Annotated in this window: 7 protein-coding genes; 5 read left to right on the top strand and 2 right to left on the bottom strand. The window is 38.5% G+C overall.

The features are described from left to right. Window positions 1-13 precede the first annotated feature (13 nt). Window positions 14-475 carry an energy transducer TonB gene (locus IPI65_02365; protein MBK7440395.1) on the bottom strand — a complete coding sequence of 154 codons (462 nt, stop codon included), beginning with the start codon at window positions 473-475 and terminating at the stop codon, window positions 14-16. A 99-nt stretch (window positions 476-574) separates the two neighbouring features. On the opposite strand from IPI65_02365, the gene IPI65_02360 reads away from it, so the two are divergent. From IPI65_02360 to IPI65_02340, 5 genes are all read left to right on the top strand, one after another. Then, window positions 575-3,667 (top strand): PKD domain-containing protein, encoded by a 3,093-nt coding sequence (locus tag IPI65_02360; protein ID MBK7440394.1) that lies wholly within the window; start codon window positions 575-577, stop codon window positions 3,665-3,667. Between the two features lie 305 nt (window positions 3,668-3,972). Then, window positions 3,973-6,771 carry a PKD domain-containing protein gene (locus IPI65_02355; protein ID MBK7440393.1) on the top strand — a complete coding sequence of 933 codons (2,799 nt, stop codon included), beginning with the start codon at window positions 3,973-3,975 and terminating at the stop codon, window positions 6,769-6,771. Window positions 6,772-7,125: 354 nt separating this feature from the next. Further along, complete coding sequence (locus IPI65_02350; protein ID MBK7440392.1) at window positions 7,126-11,304, top strand: PKD domain-containing protein; 4,179 nt, start codon at window positions 7,126-7,128, stop codon at window positions 11,302-11,304. Between the two features lie 248 nt (window positions 11,305-11,552). Then, a complete protein-coding gene (locus IPI65_02345; GenBank protein ID MBK7440391.1) occupies window positions 11,553-14,357 on the top strand; it encodes a PKD domain-containing protein in 2,805 nt (934 codons plus the stop codon). Window positions 14,358-14,524: 167 nt separating this feature from the next. Next, window positions 14,525-17,596 carry a PKD domain-containing protein gene (locus IPI65_02340; GenBank protein MBK7440390.1) on the top strand — a complete coding sequence of 1,024 codons (3,072 nt, stop codon included), beginning with the start codon at window positions 14,525-14,527 and terminating at the stop codon, window positions 17,594-17,596. Window positions 17,597-17,652: 56 nt separating this feature from the next. On the opposite strand, the gene IPI65_02335 is transcribed toward IPI65_02340, so the two are convergent. After that, window positions 17,653-18,822, bottom strand: coding sequence for a TonB family protein (locus IPI65_02335; protein ID MBK7440389.1), 1,170 nt, complete (start codon window positions 18,820-18,822; stop codon window positions 17,653-17,655). Window positions 18,823-18,826: the final 4 nt, after the last annotated feature.

Below are 18,826 nucleotides of genomic sequence, written 5' to 3'. Positions count from 1 at the left end.
TTAGTTATAATAATTAATTTTTCTTCTTTTTTTTATTGCTGTTTTCTTCAAACGTATCAACAATTGTAAACTTAACCGGCAAAGTATACCAAACAGCTGCCGGCTTGCCATTTTCAGCGCCAGGGTTCCATTGTGGCATTAAATTAATTATTCTCACAGCTTCTTCATCGCATCCACCACCAATGCTTCGCACAACAACAGGATTGCTAATATTACCGTATTCATCAACAATAAATTTTACATAAACAATACCTTCAATTTCTTTTTTAATTGCTTCAGACGGATACTGCAAATTCGCATACATAAAGTCAAATAAGGCTTTAAAGCCACCCGGGAACTCCGGCATTTGGTCAAGAAAATCATAGATTTTTTTCTGTGTAAGTAAAGAGTCTGTCTGTGTATGCAAAGAATCAGTATGCTGAGCATTTACTGCACCACAAATTCCAAACATGAACAAAAACAAAATGTATTTCATAGGAATGGTGTTTCTGTGAATTATATACTACAAAGAAAAAATATTTTCTTCAAAATTTTATTTTTAATTTTCCTGCCTGTTTTAATTATAATTATTGTTATGAAAAAAATCTTTACCCTTTTTATCGGATTGTGCTCCTTTGCAGCATTGCAGGCACAGTCTACCGTTGTAGGTACAACTACTTACGACCTCCAAACCAACGGCGGCAATAAAAGCAGGCTTTTGGTACATGATGATGGAACTGTTTCTGCTATGTGGACAGGTTCTACCAGTTTACTTACTACATTCTCTGACCGGGGCATGTTTTTTAATTCGAATAACGGTGGCACCTGGGGTGCATTTCCAACTACAAGAATTGAAGGCTTTCGAACCGGTTTTGGTGATATCGTAAAAGTTGGTGACCATGAAGTGATGTTTTCACACGATGGAACCAATATCCGTGTATATAAAAACACCGAATTAGGTGGCACAACATGGACCGAAACAGCCGGCAGTGTTGATATTACCGGTCTTTGGCCTAATGCTTATTGCCCTGAAGGAACTAACGATATTTATGTTGTAAACGCCAATAGCGGAACCCCGACACAAGTTTATTTTTCACGCTCTACTGATGGTGGCGAAAACTGGGAAGTGCTGGAATATGTATTACCTTATTTAACAACAGACGAGGGTTTCGGCATTATCTCAGGTGAAGCATATCAAATTGCTGTTTATGGTTCTGATGTTTACATTTTATATGGCGCATCTTATGCCGACTTGGTTTTATTACATTCTGATGCAAATGGCGACCCGGGTTCATGGACATCCGAAATAATTTGGGATAATCCACTTGAAAACTATACCGGCGCAGTTGGAGAAGACAGCGATTACGATGCGGATGGCGATTTTGATACCATTTTAACTACTGATGGCGCTTATGATATGATTGTTACCGACGATGGCACCTTGCATGTATTTGCAGGAACCATGTATATGTTGGATGATGATGCAGGAACTGCAGGTTGGAGCTATTTTCCAACAGTTGGTGGTATACTTTACTGGAAAACCGGATTAACCGGTATGTATTACCTCGATGTAGTTATTGACTGGAAAAATGATGATGGTTTAGATGATCCTTATGCCGGAATTGGCGGTTCTTTTGCCGCTTACGGTGGTGAAAGTTTTACTACACTTCCTTCAGCTGCGTTTGATGCAGCTACGGGCAGAATTTATTTAACCTATACCATGCCGGTTGAATATACCGACCAGTTTGACGACCCTACTGCAGCCGGCGCCGAGTCGAAAAACGACATTTTTGGTATTTACTCCGATGATGCAGGCGAAAGCTGGACTTACCCTGTAAACCTTACCTATTCTGCATTTGCCGACGAGGAGAATTATTTCCCAATGGTATACGACAGAGTTGTAGATGGCAAAGTGCATATACTTTGGCAACAAGATAATAATCCCGGAACAGCGGTAGATGCAGCCCCTGCCGACCCTGTTCATACAAACAATATGCGTTATGCAGCTTGGGATGAAACTCGTTTTCAGCCTTATGTACCAACAGTTGATTTTACCTACACGTTAACTCCTGCAGGACCTTCATTTAATGCAGTATTCACCAATCTTACTGTTGATGCCGAAAGTTATTTTTGGGATTTTGGTGATGGCGGAACCTCAACAGCTACAAACCCAACGCATACCTATGCTGAAGGTGTTTATGACGTATGCTTAACCGGCTACAATGTTTATGGTGAAGCAACCGTTTGCGAAACAATAATTGCAGTATTTCCTCCATCTGCTTTGTTTGATTACACCGGCGACCCAACGGTAACATTTACTGATTTATCTACAAATGAACCGACAAGCTGGGATTGGGATTTTGACGATGGTGGAACATCTACCGACCAAAACCCTGTGCATACTTTTGCTTTAAATGGCATTTATAATGTTTGTTTAACAGCTTCTAACGTTGGTGGTACATCAACTTATTGCGAAAATGTGTTTATCACCACTTACGCAGCTCCGGTTGCCAATTTCACCTTTACCGGCGACCCTACAGTAACATTTACCGATTTAACAATTGGCGACCCTACCAGCTGGGATTGGACATTTGGAGATGGTGGAACATCTACCGACCAAAACCCTGTGCATACATACGCTACCAATGGCGTTTATAATGTTTGTTTAACTGCAAACAACGCATTAGGCACCAGCACAAGCTGTCAGGATGTAACCATAGGCAGCTATTTGCCACCAACCGCATTGTTTAATTACAGCGGTGACCCAACTGTAACATTTACCGATTTATCTACTGAATTCCCTACCTCATGGTCATGGGATTTTGGTGATGGCGCTTTCAGTACCGACCAAAACCCTGTGCATACCTATACAGAAAACGGCAGCTACAGTGTATGTTTAACTGCTACAAATGCAATAGGCTCCGGAACCGGATGTGAAGTAGTAATTATTGCCGATTATCCTGCACCTGATGCTGCATTTAGTTATACCGGCGAACCGACAGTAAGTTTTACCGACTTATCTACCAACAGCCCGTTTGCATGGTTCTGGAATTTTGATGATGGTTCATTTAGCTCAGAAGCAAATCCGGTGCACACTTATACTGCCAACGGTACTTATAATGTTTGTTTAGAAGTTACTGCAGCAGGCGGAAGCGATATTGCTTGTCAGGATGTAATTATAAGCGATGTGGTTATTACTCCGGTTGCAGATTTTGATTATTTCTTTGGTGTTGCTAATTCAGTTTCATTTTTTGATAACTCAACCAATAGCCCAACTTTCTGGAGCTGGGATTTTGGTGATGGCGGAACTTCAACCGAACAAAACCCGGTGCATACCTATAGCACCACAGGTTCATTTAATGTTTGCTTAACTGCAGGCAACGCCGGTGGAAGCGATGTTGTTTGTCAAATGGTCACCCTAACCGGAACTGTCGACAATTCAATTATACCATTAAATATTTTCCCTAATCCTGCATCAATAACGCTTACTGTTTTATTACCACAAAACATGAATAATGGCACCCTGAAGGTAATTAATGCATTAGGCCAGGAAATGGAGGTTAATCCAATATTTAATGCCGGCAATACAGCGATTACATTCAATGTAAACCAACTGGCAGCAGGCACTTATATTATCCAATATACCGGTGAAAACGGTAAAGCTTTTGCAAGTTTTGTGAAAGAATAAATTTTAATAAAGCAAACAAAAAAGGCTGTCTTCGGGCAGCCTTTTTTGTTTGAAATAATAGCAAAACCACATCATAATTACCTACGGCAAATTTTCTCTTTCAGGCGGTTTGTGACAACGAAACTCCGGTCGGTTTTACCAAAATAAAAACCATTTTCTAAGTATTTAGGCTGTTTTGCCCAATATCAATGTATATACAGATATTAAAAATTCAACCTAAAACCTTTTAGATAAAGGTGAAAGTTTATTACATTTGGTGTTTAGAAAACACAATTAAGCATAATTTTTAATCAACACACACAATCATGAAAAGAATACGACACCTTGTTGTAGCCTGTTTATCTTTTATTGCAATCTCTACAAACTTAACGGCACAATTTACTATCGGGGCAGATAACGGAGCAAACTCCGCTACAAGTTACCCAACACCAATTTCCGATTATTTTAAAACCATGAAGTCGCAGTATTTATACCTGGCTTCTGAAATGACGGCAGCGGGAATGACTTCCGGATTTATTGATGAAATTAGTTGGAACGTAATCGGAGTGCCTGCCGGAACAGGTACTACTGAAAATTATACTATCAAGTTATTAGCCACCAACACCAGCTCATTAGGAATTACTACATGGGAAACCGGCGCCGCTTTGGTATGGGGGCCGGCAGATTATATTCCTACTGTTGGTACAAATACTTTTAATCTGGATTATCCTTATTACTGGGATGGCGTTTCCAATATTATTATTGAAATATGCGGTGGTGACCCGGCAGCCGATTATACTAAAAATGCCCGTGTTACATGGACCGGTCCTCTAGCTTTTAATGGTTCAAGAACCTATGCAAATGACGGTGAAGCAGATATTTGCGGATATGAGGGTGGAGAATTTTATGACGCTACGCCCGGAGGTTATGACTATCGCCCACGCGTTACATTTGGCACCAGCCCTGCTATAAATTGCAGTGAATTACCAATTATCGGCGCTACCAATACCACTGATATTGCCGTTTGTGCAGACTTTCCATTTACACTTTCCATTGGCGCAGTTGCCGAGTTAGGAATCATCTATTCATGGTCAACATCACCAAATGGTATTTCATGGACTAATATTCCGGGTGCCAACGATGCTGCATTAACTACAACACAAAACAACGCCGCATATTACAGATGCACAGTGGCTTGTCTTTTTAGTGGAGATAACTCCAATTCTGTTCCGGTTTTTATCGACATGAAAGATCCCGGTGAATGTTATTGCGCTCCAACATATGTGCTTGGATCTACTTCCGGCGATTATATCAGCAATGTAGAGCTGGGTGATATCAGTAACGCAACAGGACCAACCGTATCACCATATTATATTTATTATGACGACCTTTCTACCGATTTAACCACCGGTGAAACTTATACATTATCATTAACAGTTGGTGAATATGAAACCAATAATGGTATAGCTGCATGGATAGATTTTAACCGAGATGGCGATTTTGATGCAAGTGAAAAATTGGGTGAATCAACCGGCTTAACTGCTTTTGCAACTGTTGATTATACATTTATTACACCGGCATGGGCTATTCCGGGGGTGGCACGTATGCGCATCCGCGATGTATACAATACTGTAGGCATCTTACCTTGTGGCAGCTATGAATATGGTGAAGCTGAAGATTATAATGTAAATATTATTGCAGGAATTCCACCGGTTGCCATTTTCACCTACAGCGGCGAACCTACGGTTGAATTCACCGATTTATCAACCGGCGAACCTACCGAATGGCATTGGGATTTTGATGATGCAACGAGTTCAACCGAACAAAACCCGGTACATACTTATACTACTAATGGCACTTATAACGTCTGCCTAACAGCAACAGGATATTTAGGCTCTAATACAAGCTGCCAAAACGTTGTAATTGATTATTATGCTACTCCGGTTGCCGACTTTTCTTATACAGGCGACCCTTCTGTAACATTTACCGATTTATCTGCCAATGAGCCAACTTCCTGGAACTGGTCATTTGGCGATGTAGCAACCTCTACCGAACAAAATCCAACACATACCTATGCTACTGATGGCAGCTATTTCGTTTGCCTCACAGCAATTAATGTTATTGGTTCCAATACTGTCTGCAAATTTGTTGACGTAACCGGGTATCCTGAAGTACCTGAAGCAGCTTTCAGTTATACCGGTAACCCCGATGTGGCTTTCACCGATTTAAGTACCAATACGCCAACCGCTTGGGAATGGAATTTTGACGATGGTTTTACTTCTTCCGAACAAAATCCATCACATACCTTTACTTCAAACGGAACATATAATGTTTGTCTCACAGCAAGTAACGGAGCAGGTGGCGATGTAGTTTGCCAAAACATCGTAATTGATGCATACGCTGCACCGGCTGCAGGCTTTGCTTTTACAGGTGATCCAATAGTTGATTTTACAGATTTATCTACAAATACACCAATTACCTGGTTGTGGAATTTTGATGATGGTGATGTAAGCACAGAGCAAAATCCAACCCACAATTTCGTTTTAAATGGCACTTACAACGTTTGTCTTTCTGTAACTGCTGCAGGTGGGTCTGATACCTATTGCCAGGATGTGATTATCGCTGCAAATGCAATTGCACCTATAGCTGATTTTGAATTCAGTATTACGGGAATGACCGTTGCATTCTCTGACCTTTCCAGCAATAATCCTGATGAATGGTATTGGGACTTTGGCGACGGATTTATTTCAGGTTTACAAAACCCTTCTCATACCTATGTGAATAAGGAAATTTATAATGTTTGTTTAAAAGCTACTAACGATATTGGTTTCGATCAAACCTGCAAAACTATTGACCTTAGCACCGGAATTGAACTGCAGGAAATCATAGCAATTAATTTATATCCAAATCCTGCTGCTACATCAGTTACCTTATCATTACCACAAAATATTGATGAACCTGTTGTTACGGTTTACAATGCTGTTGGTCAGGAAATTCAAATTTCCTTCAATACTTACAATGCAAATACCTTGGTTTTAGATATTCAAAACCTGCCTGCAGGAACATACGTTATTTTAGTTCACAATTCATCAATATTTGGAACAGTAAATTTCGTAAAACAGTAAAAGCGACCTACTTTTCATATTCAGAAGCTGCCTATTTTAGGCAGCTTTTTTTATTTTGACCGAATCGGAGATATTCCTTACTTTATTTTTATCGGTTTTTTCATTGTCACAAATTGAGACAATTTTTGCATGCCGACTCGGTATGCGATTTAACATTTAATTTCATTGTCACAAAATCTCATTTTTTGTACATTTTTTTCGATTTTTTTTACGTTGATTAGAATAATTCTGAATTGACGGAAAACCGTGAATTTGCCTAATATTAAAGGGTTTCACTCAACGCTTTAAAAAATTCCAATATCTTTAGCCTTCGAAAACCACACAAAAATTTCGAAATCTAAGTAGTCACACCCAATGAAAAGATTTTTAATCCTGTTGCTATCTATATCTATCAGCTGCCACGCAGGTTTAGCTCAGGTTGCAGTAGTAGGCACAGCAAGTGGAGCAAACACAGAAACTACTTATCCTACTCCATTTAATGATTTTTACAAAACACAACGCGCTCAATACCTTTACACAGCGGCCGAACTCAGTAACGCCGGCTTTCATGCAGGTGTTATAACCGACATCTCCTGGAATGTTTTATCAATACCGGAACTGGCTGTTACTTGCGAAAATTTTACCATTAGTATATTAGCTTCAGCAGTTGAATCACTTACGGCAAGCGGCTGGGAAAGTGGTGCAATAACTTCTTGGGGACCTGCGGATTATACCCCTCAAATTGGAAAAAATGGATTTTTTCTAACATCACCATTTTATTGGGATGGCGTATCAAATATCATCATTGAAATTTGCAGCGGTAGTTTAGAAGGAAGTAATACCGGAAATGCTGTTATTGAATTATCCGGCCCGGCTTTAAATCCGGTTTCGAGAACATTTGCAGGTGATGTTGAAGCTTCACCATGCAGCTATATCGGCAATGAAACTTTGCCTGATGTAATAAGCAACAATTTATATAAACCACTTATAGAAATAACTGCTATCCCTTCATGTGAAGAAATCAGTTTAATTGGTGAAGCAACTTCCAGCGCAACATCGGTATGCAGTGATCAATTATTTACATTACAGGTTACGCCTTTTGAAAACGACTTCATTAATTACAGTTGGTATAGTTCTGCTAATGATATTGACTGGGGTGTAATTCCAGTTGATGCAGCACCGTCGGTAAATATCAGCCAGGCAATAGCAACTTATTATCGTTGTTTAGCCACATGTACTGTTTCCGGTGAACAGTTTTTTTCATCAACAGTTTTTGTTGACATGAATGCACCCGATGCCTGTGCATGTATACCACAATATATTTCGGGCACAGTTAATCAGGATTATATCAGCAATGTTTCAATTGGTTTAATTAATAATAATTCAGGCACTTCTACTGCACCATTTTATACAAATTATAATGAAGCAGAAACAGATTTATATATTGGCTTAAGTGCACAATTAAATATTACAACAGGAAATAACACATCAGTAAATACTGTTGCTGCATGGATCGATTTTAATGATGATGGTATTTTTAGTGCCGAAGAAAAAATTGGTGAATCAATTAACCTTCCTGCTTTCGCAACTGCAGAAATTAATTTTACTGTTCCGCTTACAGCAACTGTTGCTCCGGTAATTTTACGCGTGCGCAATGCAAATGGCATTACCGATTTGCAAGCTTGTGATACTTATACCTATGGAGAAACAGAAGATTATATTGTTAATTTAATTTCCGTACCGTTACCTGTTGCCGAATTTAATTTTTCAGGCGACCCTATAGTTAATTTTACCGATGCGAGCACAGGTTTCCCTGCAACATGGAGTTGGGATTTTGGTGATGGAATTACTGCTACTGAACAAAACCCCGAACACACCTACACAGAAAACGGTATTTATAATACTTGTTTAACAGTATCAAATATTACCGGATCAAATACTATTTGTCAGGATGTTAATATTACAACTTATGTTGATGCAAATGCAGCATTTGTTTTTACCGGTGACCCTACTGTTTTATTTACCAATAATTCAGTTGGTACTGATTTAACATGGTATTGGGATTTTAATGACGGAATTACTTCTTCAGAAGAAAACCCCGAACATACATTTTTAACGAATGGCGATTATTCTGTTTGTCTTACAGCAAATAATATTTTTTCCACATCAACAGTATGTCAAACTGTAACTATTGCTGCTTATATTCCTTTAAATTCAAATTTTAGTTTTACCGGTAATCCTTCGGTTGCATTTAACGACCTATCTACAGGTGGTGCTTCCGAATGGTTCTGGGATTTTGGTGATGGCAATAATTCCACAGAACAAAATCCCCTGCACACTTATTTATCTAATAATAGCTATACCGTTTGTTTAACAGCTAGCAATGGTGAAATTGAAAATACGTTTTGCCAGGATGTTATTATTGATAGCTATCTCGCGCCGTTAAGTGATTTTAATTTTAGCGGCGACCCAACTGTAACCTTTAATGATATATCTGCAAATAATCCATTAAACTGGTATTGGGATTTTAATGATGGATTTTCATCTACTGAGCAAAACCCAATTCATAATTTTACAGCAAATGGTGCATATTTAGTTTGTTTAACCGCCGGTAATATTGAAGGTGAAAACACTTCTTGCCAAACAGTAATAATTGAAAATAATATTAATACACCAATTGCAGATTTTAATTACAGTGGCGATCCAATAGTTTCATTTAACGATTTATCTGCAAACACGCCCGATACTTGGTTTTGGGATTTTGGAGATGGCATCACTACTACAGAACAAAATCCAATACACAATTTTACTGATAATGGAACTTATAATGTTTGCTTAACAGTAGAAAATATTGCAGGAAATAATACTACTTGTCAAACAATTACCATTACACAAAATATAGTTGCTCCAATTACTGATTTTAATTTCTCCGGAGACCCAACAGTAATTTTTAGTGATGCAAGTATTAATGAACCCGATACATGGAACTGGAATTTTGGAGATGGCAATTTTTCTACGCTTCAAAATCCGGAGCATACTTATTTAATTAATGGCATTTACGAAGTGTGCCTCACAGCCGGTAATGCTGCAGGCAACACAGAATTATGTCAAAACATAACCATTGCATCTTATGCAGCACCGGTAACTGAATTTTCTTTTAGTGGAACACCGGAAGTTTCATTTACCGATTTAAGTATAGGTGCACCTATTGAATGGCTTTGGAATTTTGATGATGGTGCAACTTCCAGCGATCAAAATCCAACACATTTATTTACAGAAAATGGCACCTATAATGTTTGTTTAACTGCAGGTAATTTACATGGTGCAAATACCAATTGCCATGATGTAATTATTAGTAGTTATTTGGCTCCTGATGCCGAATTTACTTATACCGGCGATCCAACATTTTATTTTACCGATAACACATTAAATAATCCTGATGCATGGTATTGGGTATTTGGTGATGGTGTAATTTCGGAAGAACAAAATCCATCACATACTTACGCTGAAAATGGAATTTACAATGTGTGTTTATTAGTTACAAATGAATTAGGTTCAGATGTAATTTGTAAAAGCATTACAGTTTCCGGATATGCAGTTACACCGGTTGCTGAATTTAGTTTTACAGGTGATCCAATAATTAATTTCACTGATGAAAGCAGCAATATTCCGGCATCATGGTTTTGGGATTTTGGTGATGGCGCAACTGCTACAATTCAAAATCCAACACATCATTATGCAACAAACGGTACATATACTGCCTGCTTAACTGTAAATAATATTGCAGGTTCAGATACAAAATGCGAAGTAATTATTATTGATACTTATTTAACACCTGTGGCATCATTTAATTATTCAGGTGACCCGAGTGTAACATTTAACGACATGACAGTAAATGCACCAACCTCATGGGTTTGGGATTTTGGCGATGGTGCATACAGTGAATTTCAAAATCCATATCATACCTATTCAACCAATGGCACTTATTCAGTTTGTTTAACCGCAACTGGCGCAGGCGGTTCCGATACCTGGTGCGATGATGTTACTATTATTGCAAACGATGTAGCACCGGTTGCTGATTTTACTTATACCATTGATAAAAATACCATCTCATTTAATGATAATTCTGTTGGAACAACTACAGAATGGTTCTGGGATTTTGGTGATGGTTCATTTTCTGCATTACAAAATCCATCACATACCTATTTAAATGCTGCAGCATATTATGTTTGTTTTACAGCATCAAATACGTTTGGTGCAAATACAATTTGTCGTTCAGTTAACCTGGGTTCTTCAATAAACACAACTGAAGAATCACAAATTACTCTAAGCCCTAACCCAACAACTCAAAATATCATGTTAAGTTGCCCCGCAGCAATAAATCCGGAAACGATTGTTGTGTATAATATTAACGGACAAGTTTTTGACGTGGAATGGGTTTCTGTTGCATCATCCGAAATACAAGTTTTTACCCAAACCCTGCAGGCCGGTGTTTATTTTATCGCGCTATCCAATAACTCAACCCAACAGGTAATCTCGTTTGTTAAACAATAAACGGGAACGTGATTATACCTATTCCTGCCATCTACCCCCCAAAAAAGCGGGAAATGCGGTCTGAAAAATTACAATATTTCACCAAATGTGACACCGTAAATCGACCTTTTTTTGTTTGATTCAACTATTTGGAAGCCAATTCCAGTATGGATTCTGTCAAAAATCCACAAGTTTTTAACATTCAATTAAAAAATTATTACTTTTGGCACTCATTCATTGTTTCATTTTACTAAAATCAACTCACACACATGAGATTATTTTTACGTTTTAGCGTAATAATACTGCTAATTACCTCATTAACTACCTCATTATCAGCACAATATACAATAGGCGCCGACAACGGTACCAACGGTTCCATGGTTTACCCCTCACCTTTTGGGGATTACTATAAAACCATGCGCGCGCAATTCTTGTATCGTGCATCAGAATTAACGGCTGCGGGTATGACAGCCGGCTTTATCAATGAAATTCGCTGGAATGTTGTTACACTGCCACCTTCGGTAGATGTAACCGAACAGTATACTATTAAATTATTGGCCTCTCCCGTAGGTTCGTTAGGTATAACAACCTGGGAACCCGGTGCTACAACAGTGTGGGGTCCGGTAGACTATACACCAACTGCAGGTATTAATACATTTGTGTTGGATGTTCCTTTTTTATGGGATGGCAGCTCAAACGTGATAGTTGAGATATGCGGAGGCGATGATTTAGGCACATATACTAAAAATGCGCGTGTTACCTGGACCGGTCCACTTGGATTTAACGGCTCACATACGCGCCAAAGTGATATAGAACTTGACCCATGTGGTTATACAGGTGGTGAATATTATGATGCCGAACCGGGCGGGCCAGATTATCGTCCGCAAGTAACGTTTTTAACTTCACCTGCTACCGATTGTGCTGATTTACCAATAATTGGCTCTGCAATTGCTTCTGAACTTTCAGTTTGTGCTTTTGACCCATTTACAGTTGCTATTGAACCAATCGCAGAATTTGGAATAACCTATTCATGGTCATCATCACCAAATGGTGTTACATGGACAACGATACCCGGCGCTACAGCTCCAACCTTAAATACCTCCCAATCGGATCCAACATATTTCAGATGTACCGTTACCTGCACATTGAGTGGCGATAACTCAAATTCATTACCAGCCTTTGTTGGCATGAACGACCCCGATGTTTGTACATGTATACCAACTTACGTAACCGGAACAACTGAAGGCGATTTTATCAGTAAAGTACTTTTAGGTGCTATAAACAATGTAACTGGCGCCTTACCTAGTCCTTACTACTATTATTATGATGCACTGTCAACGAACCTGACAACCGGAACCACTAACTCATTAACTGTGGGAGTAGGAACATATGTTACTGATAACGGATTTGCCGCATGGATCGACTATAATCAGGATGGCGTTTTTGGTGCAACAGAAAAACTCGGTGAGAAAACCGGTTTAGCCGGTGGAACTACAGGTATTATCAACTTTACCGTGCCAATTGATGCTGTTCCCGGAACTACCAAAATGCGTGTTCGTGAGGTATATCTAACATTTGGAATTGACCCTTGTTTAGAATATAATTTTGGTGAAACTGAAGATTACAATGTAAATATTGTTGAAGGTGTTCCTCCGGTAGCCGCTTTTTCATTCACCGGCGATCCTACAACCACCTTTACTGACCTCACTACAGGCGTTCCTACTTCATGGGCCTGGAATTTTGGTGATGGCGGAACTTCAACTTTACAAAACCCTGTTCACACTTATGCTACAAACGGCACATTCAATGCCTGCTTAACTGCTACCAATGTAATTGGTTTCAGCACTGCTTGCCATAACGTTGTTATTGATTCCTATCTGGCTCCGGTAGCAGACTTTACCTATACCGGCGACCCGGTTGTGAGCTTCAACGACAACTCATTAAATACACCAACCTCTTGGAACTGGAATTTCGGTGACGGATTTACATCTACCCTCGAAAACCCTGTTCATACTTATGCAACCAACGGCTCTTATTTTGTTTGCTTAACAGCAACAAATGCAATAGGCTCCAGCACCGATTGTAATACAATTAATATTGTAGGATACCCGGTTACGCCTGTTACTGACTTTACATACAGCGGTGAACCGTCAGTAAGCTTTACCGATTTAAGTACAAATATTCCTACATATTGGAACTGGACGTTTGGAGACGGTGGTACATCTACCCTTCAAAACCCGGTTCATTTATATGCTGAAAACGGAACTTACACTGTTTGTTTAGTATCAGGAAACGCTGCAGGTGAGGATTCTGAATGCAAAAACATTATTATTTCATCATACCCGGCTCCGGTGGCCAACTTCTCGTTCAGTGGTGACCCGGTAGTTTCATTTACCGATTTATCTACGAACGACCCGGCAACTTGGTTATGGAGTTTTGACGATGGTGGTGTTAGCACCGAAACAAATCCGATTCATACCTATGCTTTAAATGGCGTTTATAATGTATGTTTATCAGTTACGGGTGCAGGTGGTTCTGATACCTATTGCCAGGATGTAACTGTTGCTGCAAACGGCTCAGCACCTTCTACGGATTTCTCTTTTGAACTTATCGGCCTTACAGCAATATTTACCGATTTATCTACCAACGCCCCGGCCGATTGGTATTGGGATTTTGGTGACGGCGCAATTTCAGGTTTACAAAATCCTGTGCATACGTATGCAGTGGAAGATATTTATAATGTGTGTTTAACAACCACTAACGACTTCGGATTTAATACCTATTGTCAGGTTGTAGATTTAACTACCGGTATTTTAGACCAAGGTGTGCAATACCTCACATTATATCCAAACCCGGCAGCAGATTATACGATCATAACCGGAAATATGGCAACTGCTGATATTTCTACTTTAACGCTGGTTAATGCTTTAGGTCAGGAAATAAATACCGCTTCAATTGTTACGTATACAAATGGAACAATTACAATAAATACACAACAATTAGCAGCAGGTGCTTATACTATTTCACTGATAAATGAAGGAACCCATTTTATCGGGAAATTTGTGAAACTCTGATTAATAAATTAACAATATTTTAAAAGCGGGCAAATTGCCCGCTTTTTTTTTGAATGCGAAATTTGTGACCTGAGTAAAAAATAAACTTTTTGGGTTAACTACCCTTATCCATTAGAATTAGATGTAATATTATAAGGCAATGTAATTTACACACTAAACATATGGATATGAAAAAACTTTTAACTATTGTTTTTGTTCTTTCAATCCCCCTCCTCACACGCGCCCAACCGACAGTTATCGGTACAACAACTTACGATTTTCAAACTTACAGCGGTAATCACAATCGCGTTGTAGCTTATACCGATGGTAAAGTAACTGCCGGATGGTTAGGTTCCGATGGATTTGCAGCAGCATACAACGACCGCGGAATGTTCACCAATTATTTTAATGGCAGCACCTGGGGCGCATTCCCAAGTAGTCGCGCCGAAGACAAAAAATCGTACGACGGCGATTTATTGCGCGTAATGGACCACGAAGTAATTGTAACAGATGAAACATCTACTGTAATGGTTCATAAAAACAGTGCTGTTGGTGCTACCGACTGGACACAAACTGCAGGTTCACAAGATATTGACGGTTATTATCCGGTTTCTTTTTGCCCTGCAGGTACTGATGATATTTATGTAATCGCAGCCAAAAAAACGACACAGGAATCACTCATGTTTAATCGCTCCGATGATGGTGGTGAAACCTGGGCAATTGCTGAATATGCTTTGCCATTTGCAGAAGAAGCCTATGGCATCGATTTTATTGCAGCAGCATGTTATCAGGTAGTTGCTAAAGGTGATGATGTGTATGTATTATACGGCGCGAATTTTTGTGATATGATTTTAATGCATTCCGCTTCAAAAGGTGCTGCAGGAACATGGACAACTCAAGTATTATTAAATTTTCCGATAGATAATTTTAATGGTGAAGCCGGAGAAACTTCCGATTTTGATGGTGATGGTGATAAAGATACTATTGCCTCAAGTGATGGTAAATTGGAAATGTTAATTGAAGACGATGGAAGCATTCATGTGTTCAGTGGAAGAATGCGCATTTATGATCCAACAACTGCTGCAGGATATTATTATGTTCCTAAAACAGATGGTATTTGGTATTGGACTACAGGTATGGCATCAGCAATTATGTTAGATGCATTTATTGATTGGAATAATGCTGATGGTATGAATAATCCTTATGGCGGAATTGGTACAGATTTTTCTGCTTATGGTTCAGAAGGTGTTACTTCATTTCCAACAGCAGCATGGGACCCTGTAACAGATGAAGTATTTTTAATGTATATGTCGCCGGTTGAATATCAAACCACTCCGGGCAATCAAACACGTTATGATATTTTTGGAATGTATTCAACTGATGATGGAACAACATGGAGTGATCCGGTAAATTTAACTTATACTACGCCACTCGATAAAGAAAATGCATATCCAAGCGCTTACCCAAGAGTTGTTGATGGAATTATACATGTAATTTGGCAGGAAGACAGTGAACCCGGTACCGCTTTAGATACACCTGCCGATGATATTATTACCAGTAATATTATATATGCACCGTGGACAGCAGCACGATTCGAGCCATATAATCCTACAGTTGATTTTACTTATGTAATTACACCGATAGGCGCTTCTTATTCTGTTGCATTTACTAATTTATCGGTTGATGCAGAAAGTTATTATTGGGAATTTGGAGATGGTGGAACATCAACATTAATGAATCCATCACATACTTATGCAGCGGGAGAATATGAAGTGTGTTTAACCGGATATAATGTATATGGCGAAGCAACAGTTTGTGAAACAATTGTTGCAGTAAATGAACCGGTTGCGGATTTTACTTCTATCGGCGATCCGGAAGTTGCGTTTATTGATTTAAGTACCGGAAGTCCTGATACTTATTTATGGAATTTTGGTGATGGATTTACATCAACAGAAACTGATCCGGTACATAATTATTTAGCAAACGGAACATATAATGTTTGTTTAACAGTTTCCAATATTGCAGGTTCAGATACACATTGCGAAAATATAATTATTGATAGCTATTTAGCACCTACTGCATATTTTGTTTACTCAGGAGATCCAACTGTAACATTTACCGATTTAAGTACCGGCGGACCAACTTCATGGAGCTGGAATTTTGATGATGGGTTTACATCTACATTACAAAATCCTGTTCATAATTACATTGCAAATGGCGTGTATAATGTTTGTTTAACATCAACAAATGCCATCGGTTCCAATACAACTTGTCAGGACGTAACAATCGATTCATATGTAGTTCCTGTTGTTGATTTTTCATATACCGGTGATCCGACTGTAACGTTTACCGATTTGAGTACAAATGCACCAACATCGTGGAGTTGGGACTTTGATGATGGTGGAACATCTACATTACAAAATCCGGTACACGTTTTTCCGGCTAACGGAAGTTACGATGTTTGTTTAACTGCAACCAACCCAACAGGTTCAGGAACAAATTGTAAAGTTGTAATTATTGATGGTTATTTAGCGCCGACTGCATTATTTGATTATAGTGGTGACCCAACAGTTAATTTCACCGACTTAAGTACAAATTCACCAAATTCATGGTTCTGGGATTTTGGTGATGGCGATTTTAGTCCATTGGAAAATCCATCACATACATTTGCTGAAAACGGAACATATACAGTTTGTTTAACCGTTTCAAATCCCGGAGGTGTTGATGAAGGTTGTGAAGATATTGTAATTGCAAATGGCGCCGCTGCACCTGAAGCGTTATTTGAAATAAATACAACAAATACATTATCAGTAAACTTTATTGATAATTCAACAAATGCACCAACCGATTGGTTATGGGAATTTGGTGATGGTTCGGTTTCCGGAATTCAAAACCCAACACACGTTTATGCATCCTTCGATTTATATCAGGTATGTTTAACCGCTACAAACGATGTTGGCAGCGATTCAACCTGTATGAGTTTTGAATTAAGTAATGGGGTAAATAATATTGTTTTAAATCAAATTAATGTTTACCCAAATCCCGCAACCGATTATATTACAATCAATTACACCGGTTCTGAAAGTGCTCAAATCAGCATTTTAAATGTTTTAGGACAAGATGTAAATATTGGTGGAAAAAATATTATTCAAAATGGTTCCACTTTACAAATAAATGTAGGAAATTTGCCTTCTGGAAATTATCTGATAAATATCAAACAGGATAATACCATTTATATAGGGAAATTCTTTAAGGATTAATCAAGCAAAATAAAACCCCGGTTTCTTGCCGGGGTTTTTCTTTTTTATATACTTATTTAGTTTAATGCAAAACGAATTGGTAATACTTGCACAAATTCAGCTTTTTTACCTTCTTTAGTACCCGGTGTCCAGTCTGGCATCGATTTTACCACGCGCACTGCTTCTGCATCCAGTAAATCATTACTGCCTTTTTTTACCGTTACATTTTTAATCTTGCCGCTTTTACTTACTGTAAATTCTATATAAGTAGTTCCCTGTATATTATCCGATTTTGCTGCTTCCGGATATTTAATATTTTCACTTAAATATTTAATTAAAGCATCCATACCACCCGGAAACTCCGGTTGCACTTCCGACTCCGTAACAACTACAGATGAAACAATTTGATTTTGTGCTCCGGTTTGTAAAATACCGGCTACAATAAAAAATGGCAACACCAATGCCAGTTTTAAAAAACTCTTTTTTGTTGAAAATGATGAATTAAACATTGTGATCCTCCTTTTTAAATTAGATGTTTGATTAAAATGATTTGTTAAAATATTTATTGAAGTAGATAAATGGAATCGCAGCAAAAGCTCCTGATAAATAGTTTGGTGCGCTTTACCCGCTTCGTGGTCGGCTATACATTCGTGCACAAATCGTAAATCGCGTTGTAGTAAATAAACAAACGGGTTAAACCAGCAAACACATTTAACAACCTCGGTTATTAATACATCAATTGAATGCCACTGCGCAGCGTGAATTTTTTCGTGAATTAAAATAAGTGCATTTGATTTTACATCCAGATTAGCCGGCATAAATATGTAGTTAAAAAAAGAAGCCGGTGCAGGTATTTGTTCATTACAAATCAAATAATAATTTCCGGTTTTTTCTTTTCCTGATATACGCAATAAACGCACAAGTTTGGCAATTTTTAATATGGAAATCACAAACATTACGCCTGCAATTATCAGGTAAATCAGCGCAATCGGTTTTGTTGAGTTTGTTTGTTGAACAACAGAATTTTGTAGGTTATCTGCTCCAACCTGTATACTTTGTAAAACAGGAATATCCGACTGAACAGCATTAATATTCCAATTTTGAATACATGGAATTGTTGCAGCAAATAATACCACAAACAAAAGAAAATACCTTCTGGCATTTAATGTAGTTCCACTTTGGAAAATGATACGGTAAAATAAATATCCCGCAGCAAGCAACAAATTTAGTTTTATCAGGTACAGCATATGG

The sequence above is a fragment of the Bacteroidota bacterium genome, assembly GCA_016706255.1.
Lineage (GTDB): Bacteria > Bacteroidota > Bacteroidia > Chitinophagales > BACL12 > UBA7236.
This window is presented reverse-complemented; position numbering and strand designations above follow the sequence as displayed.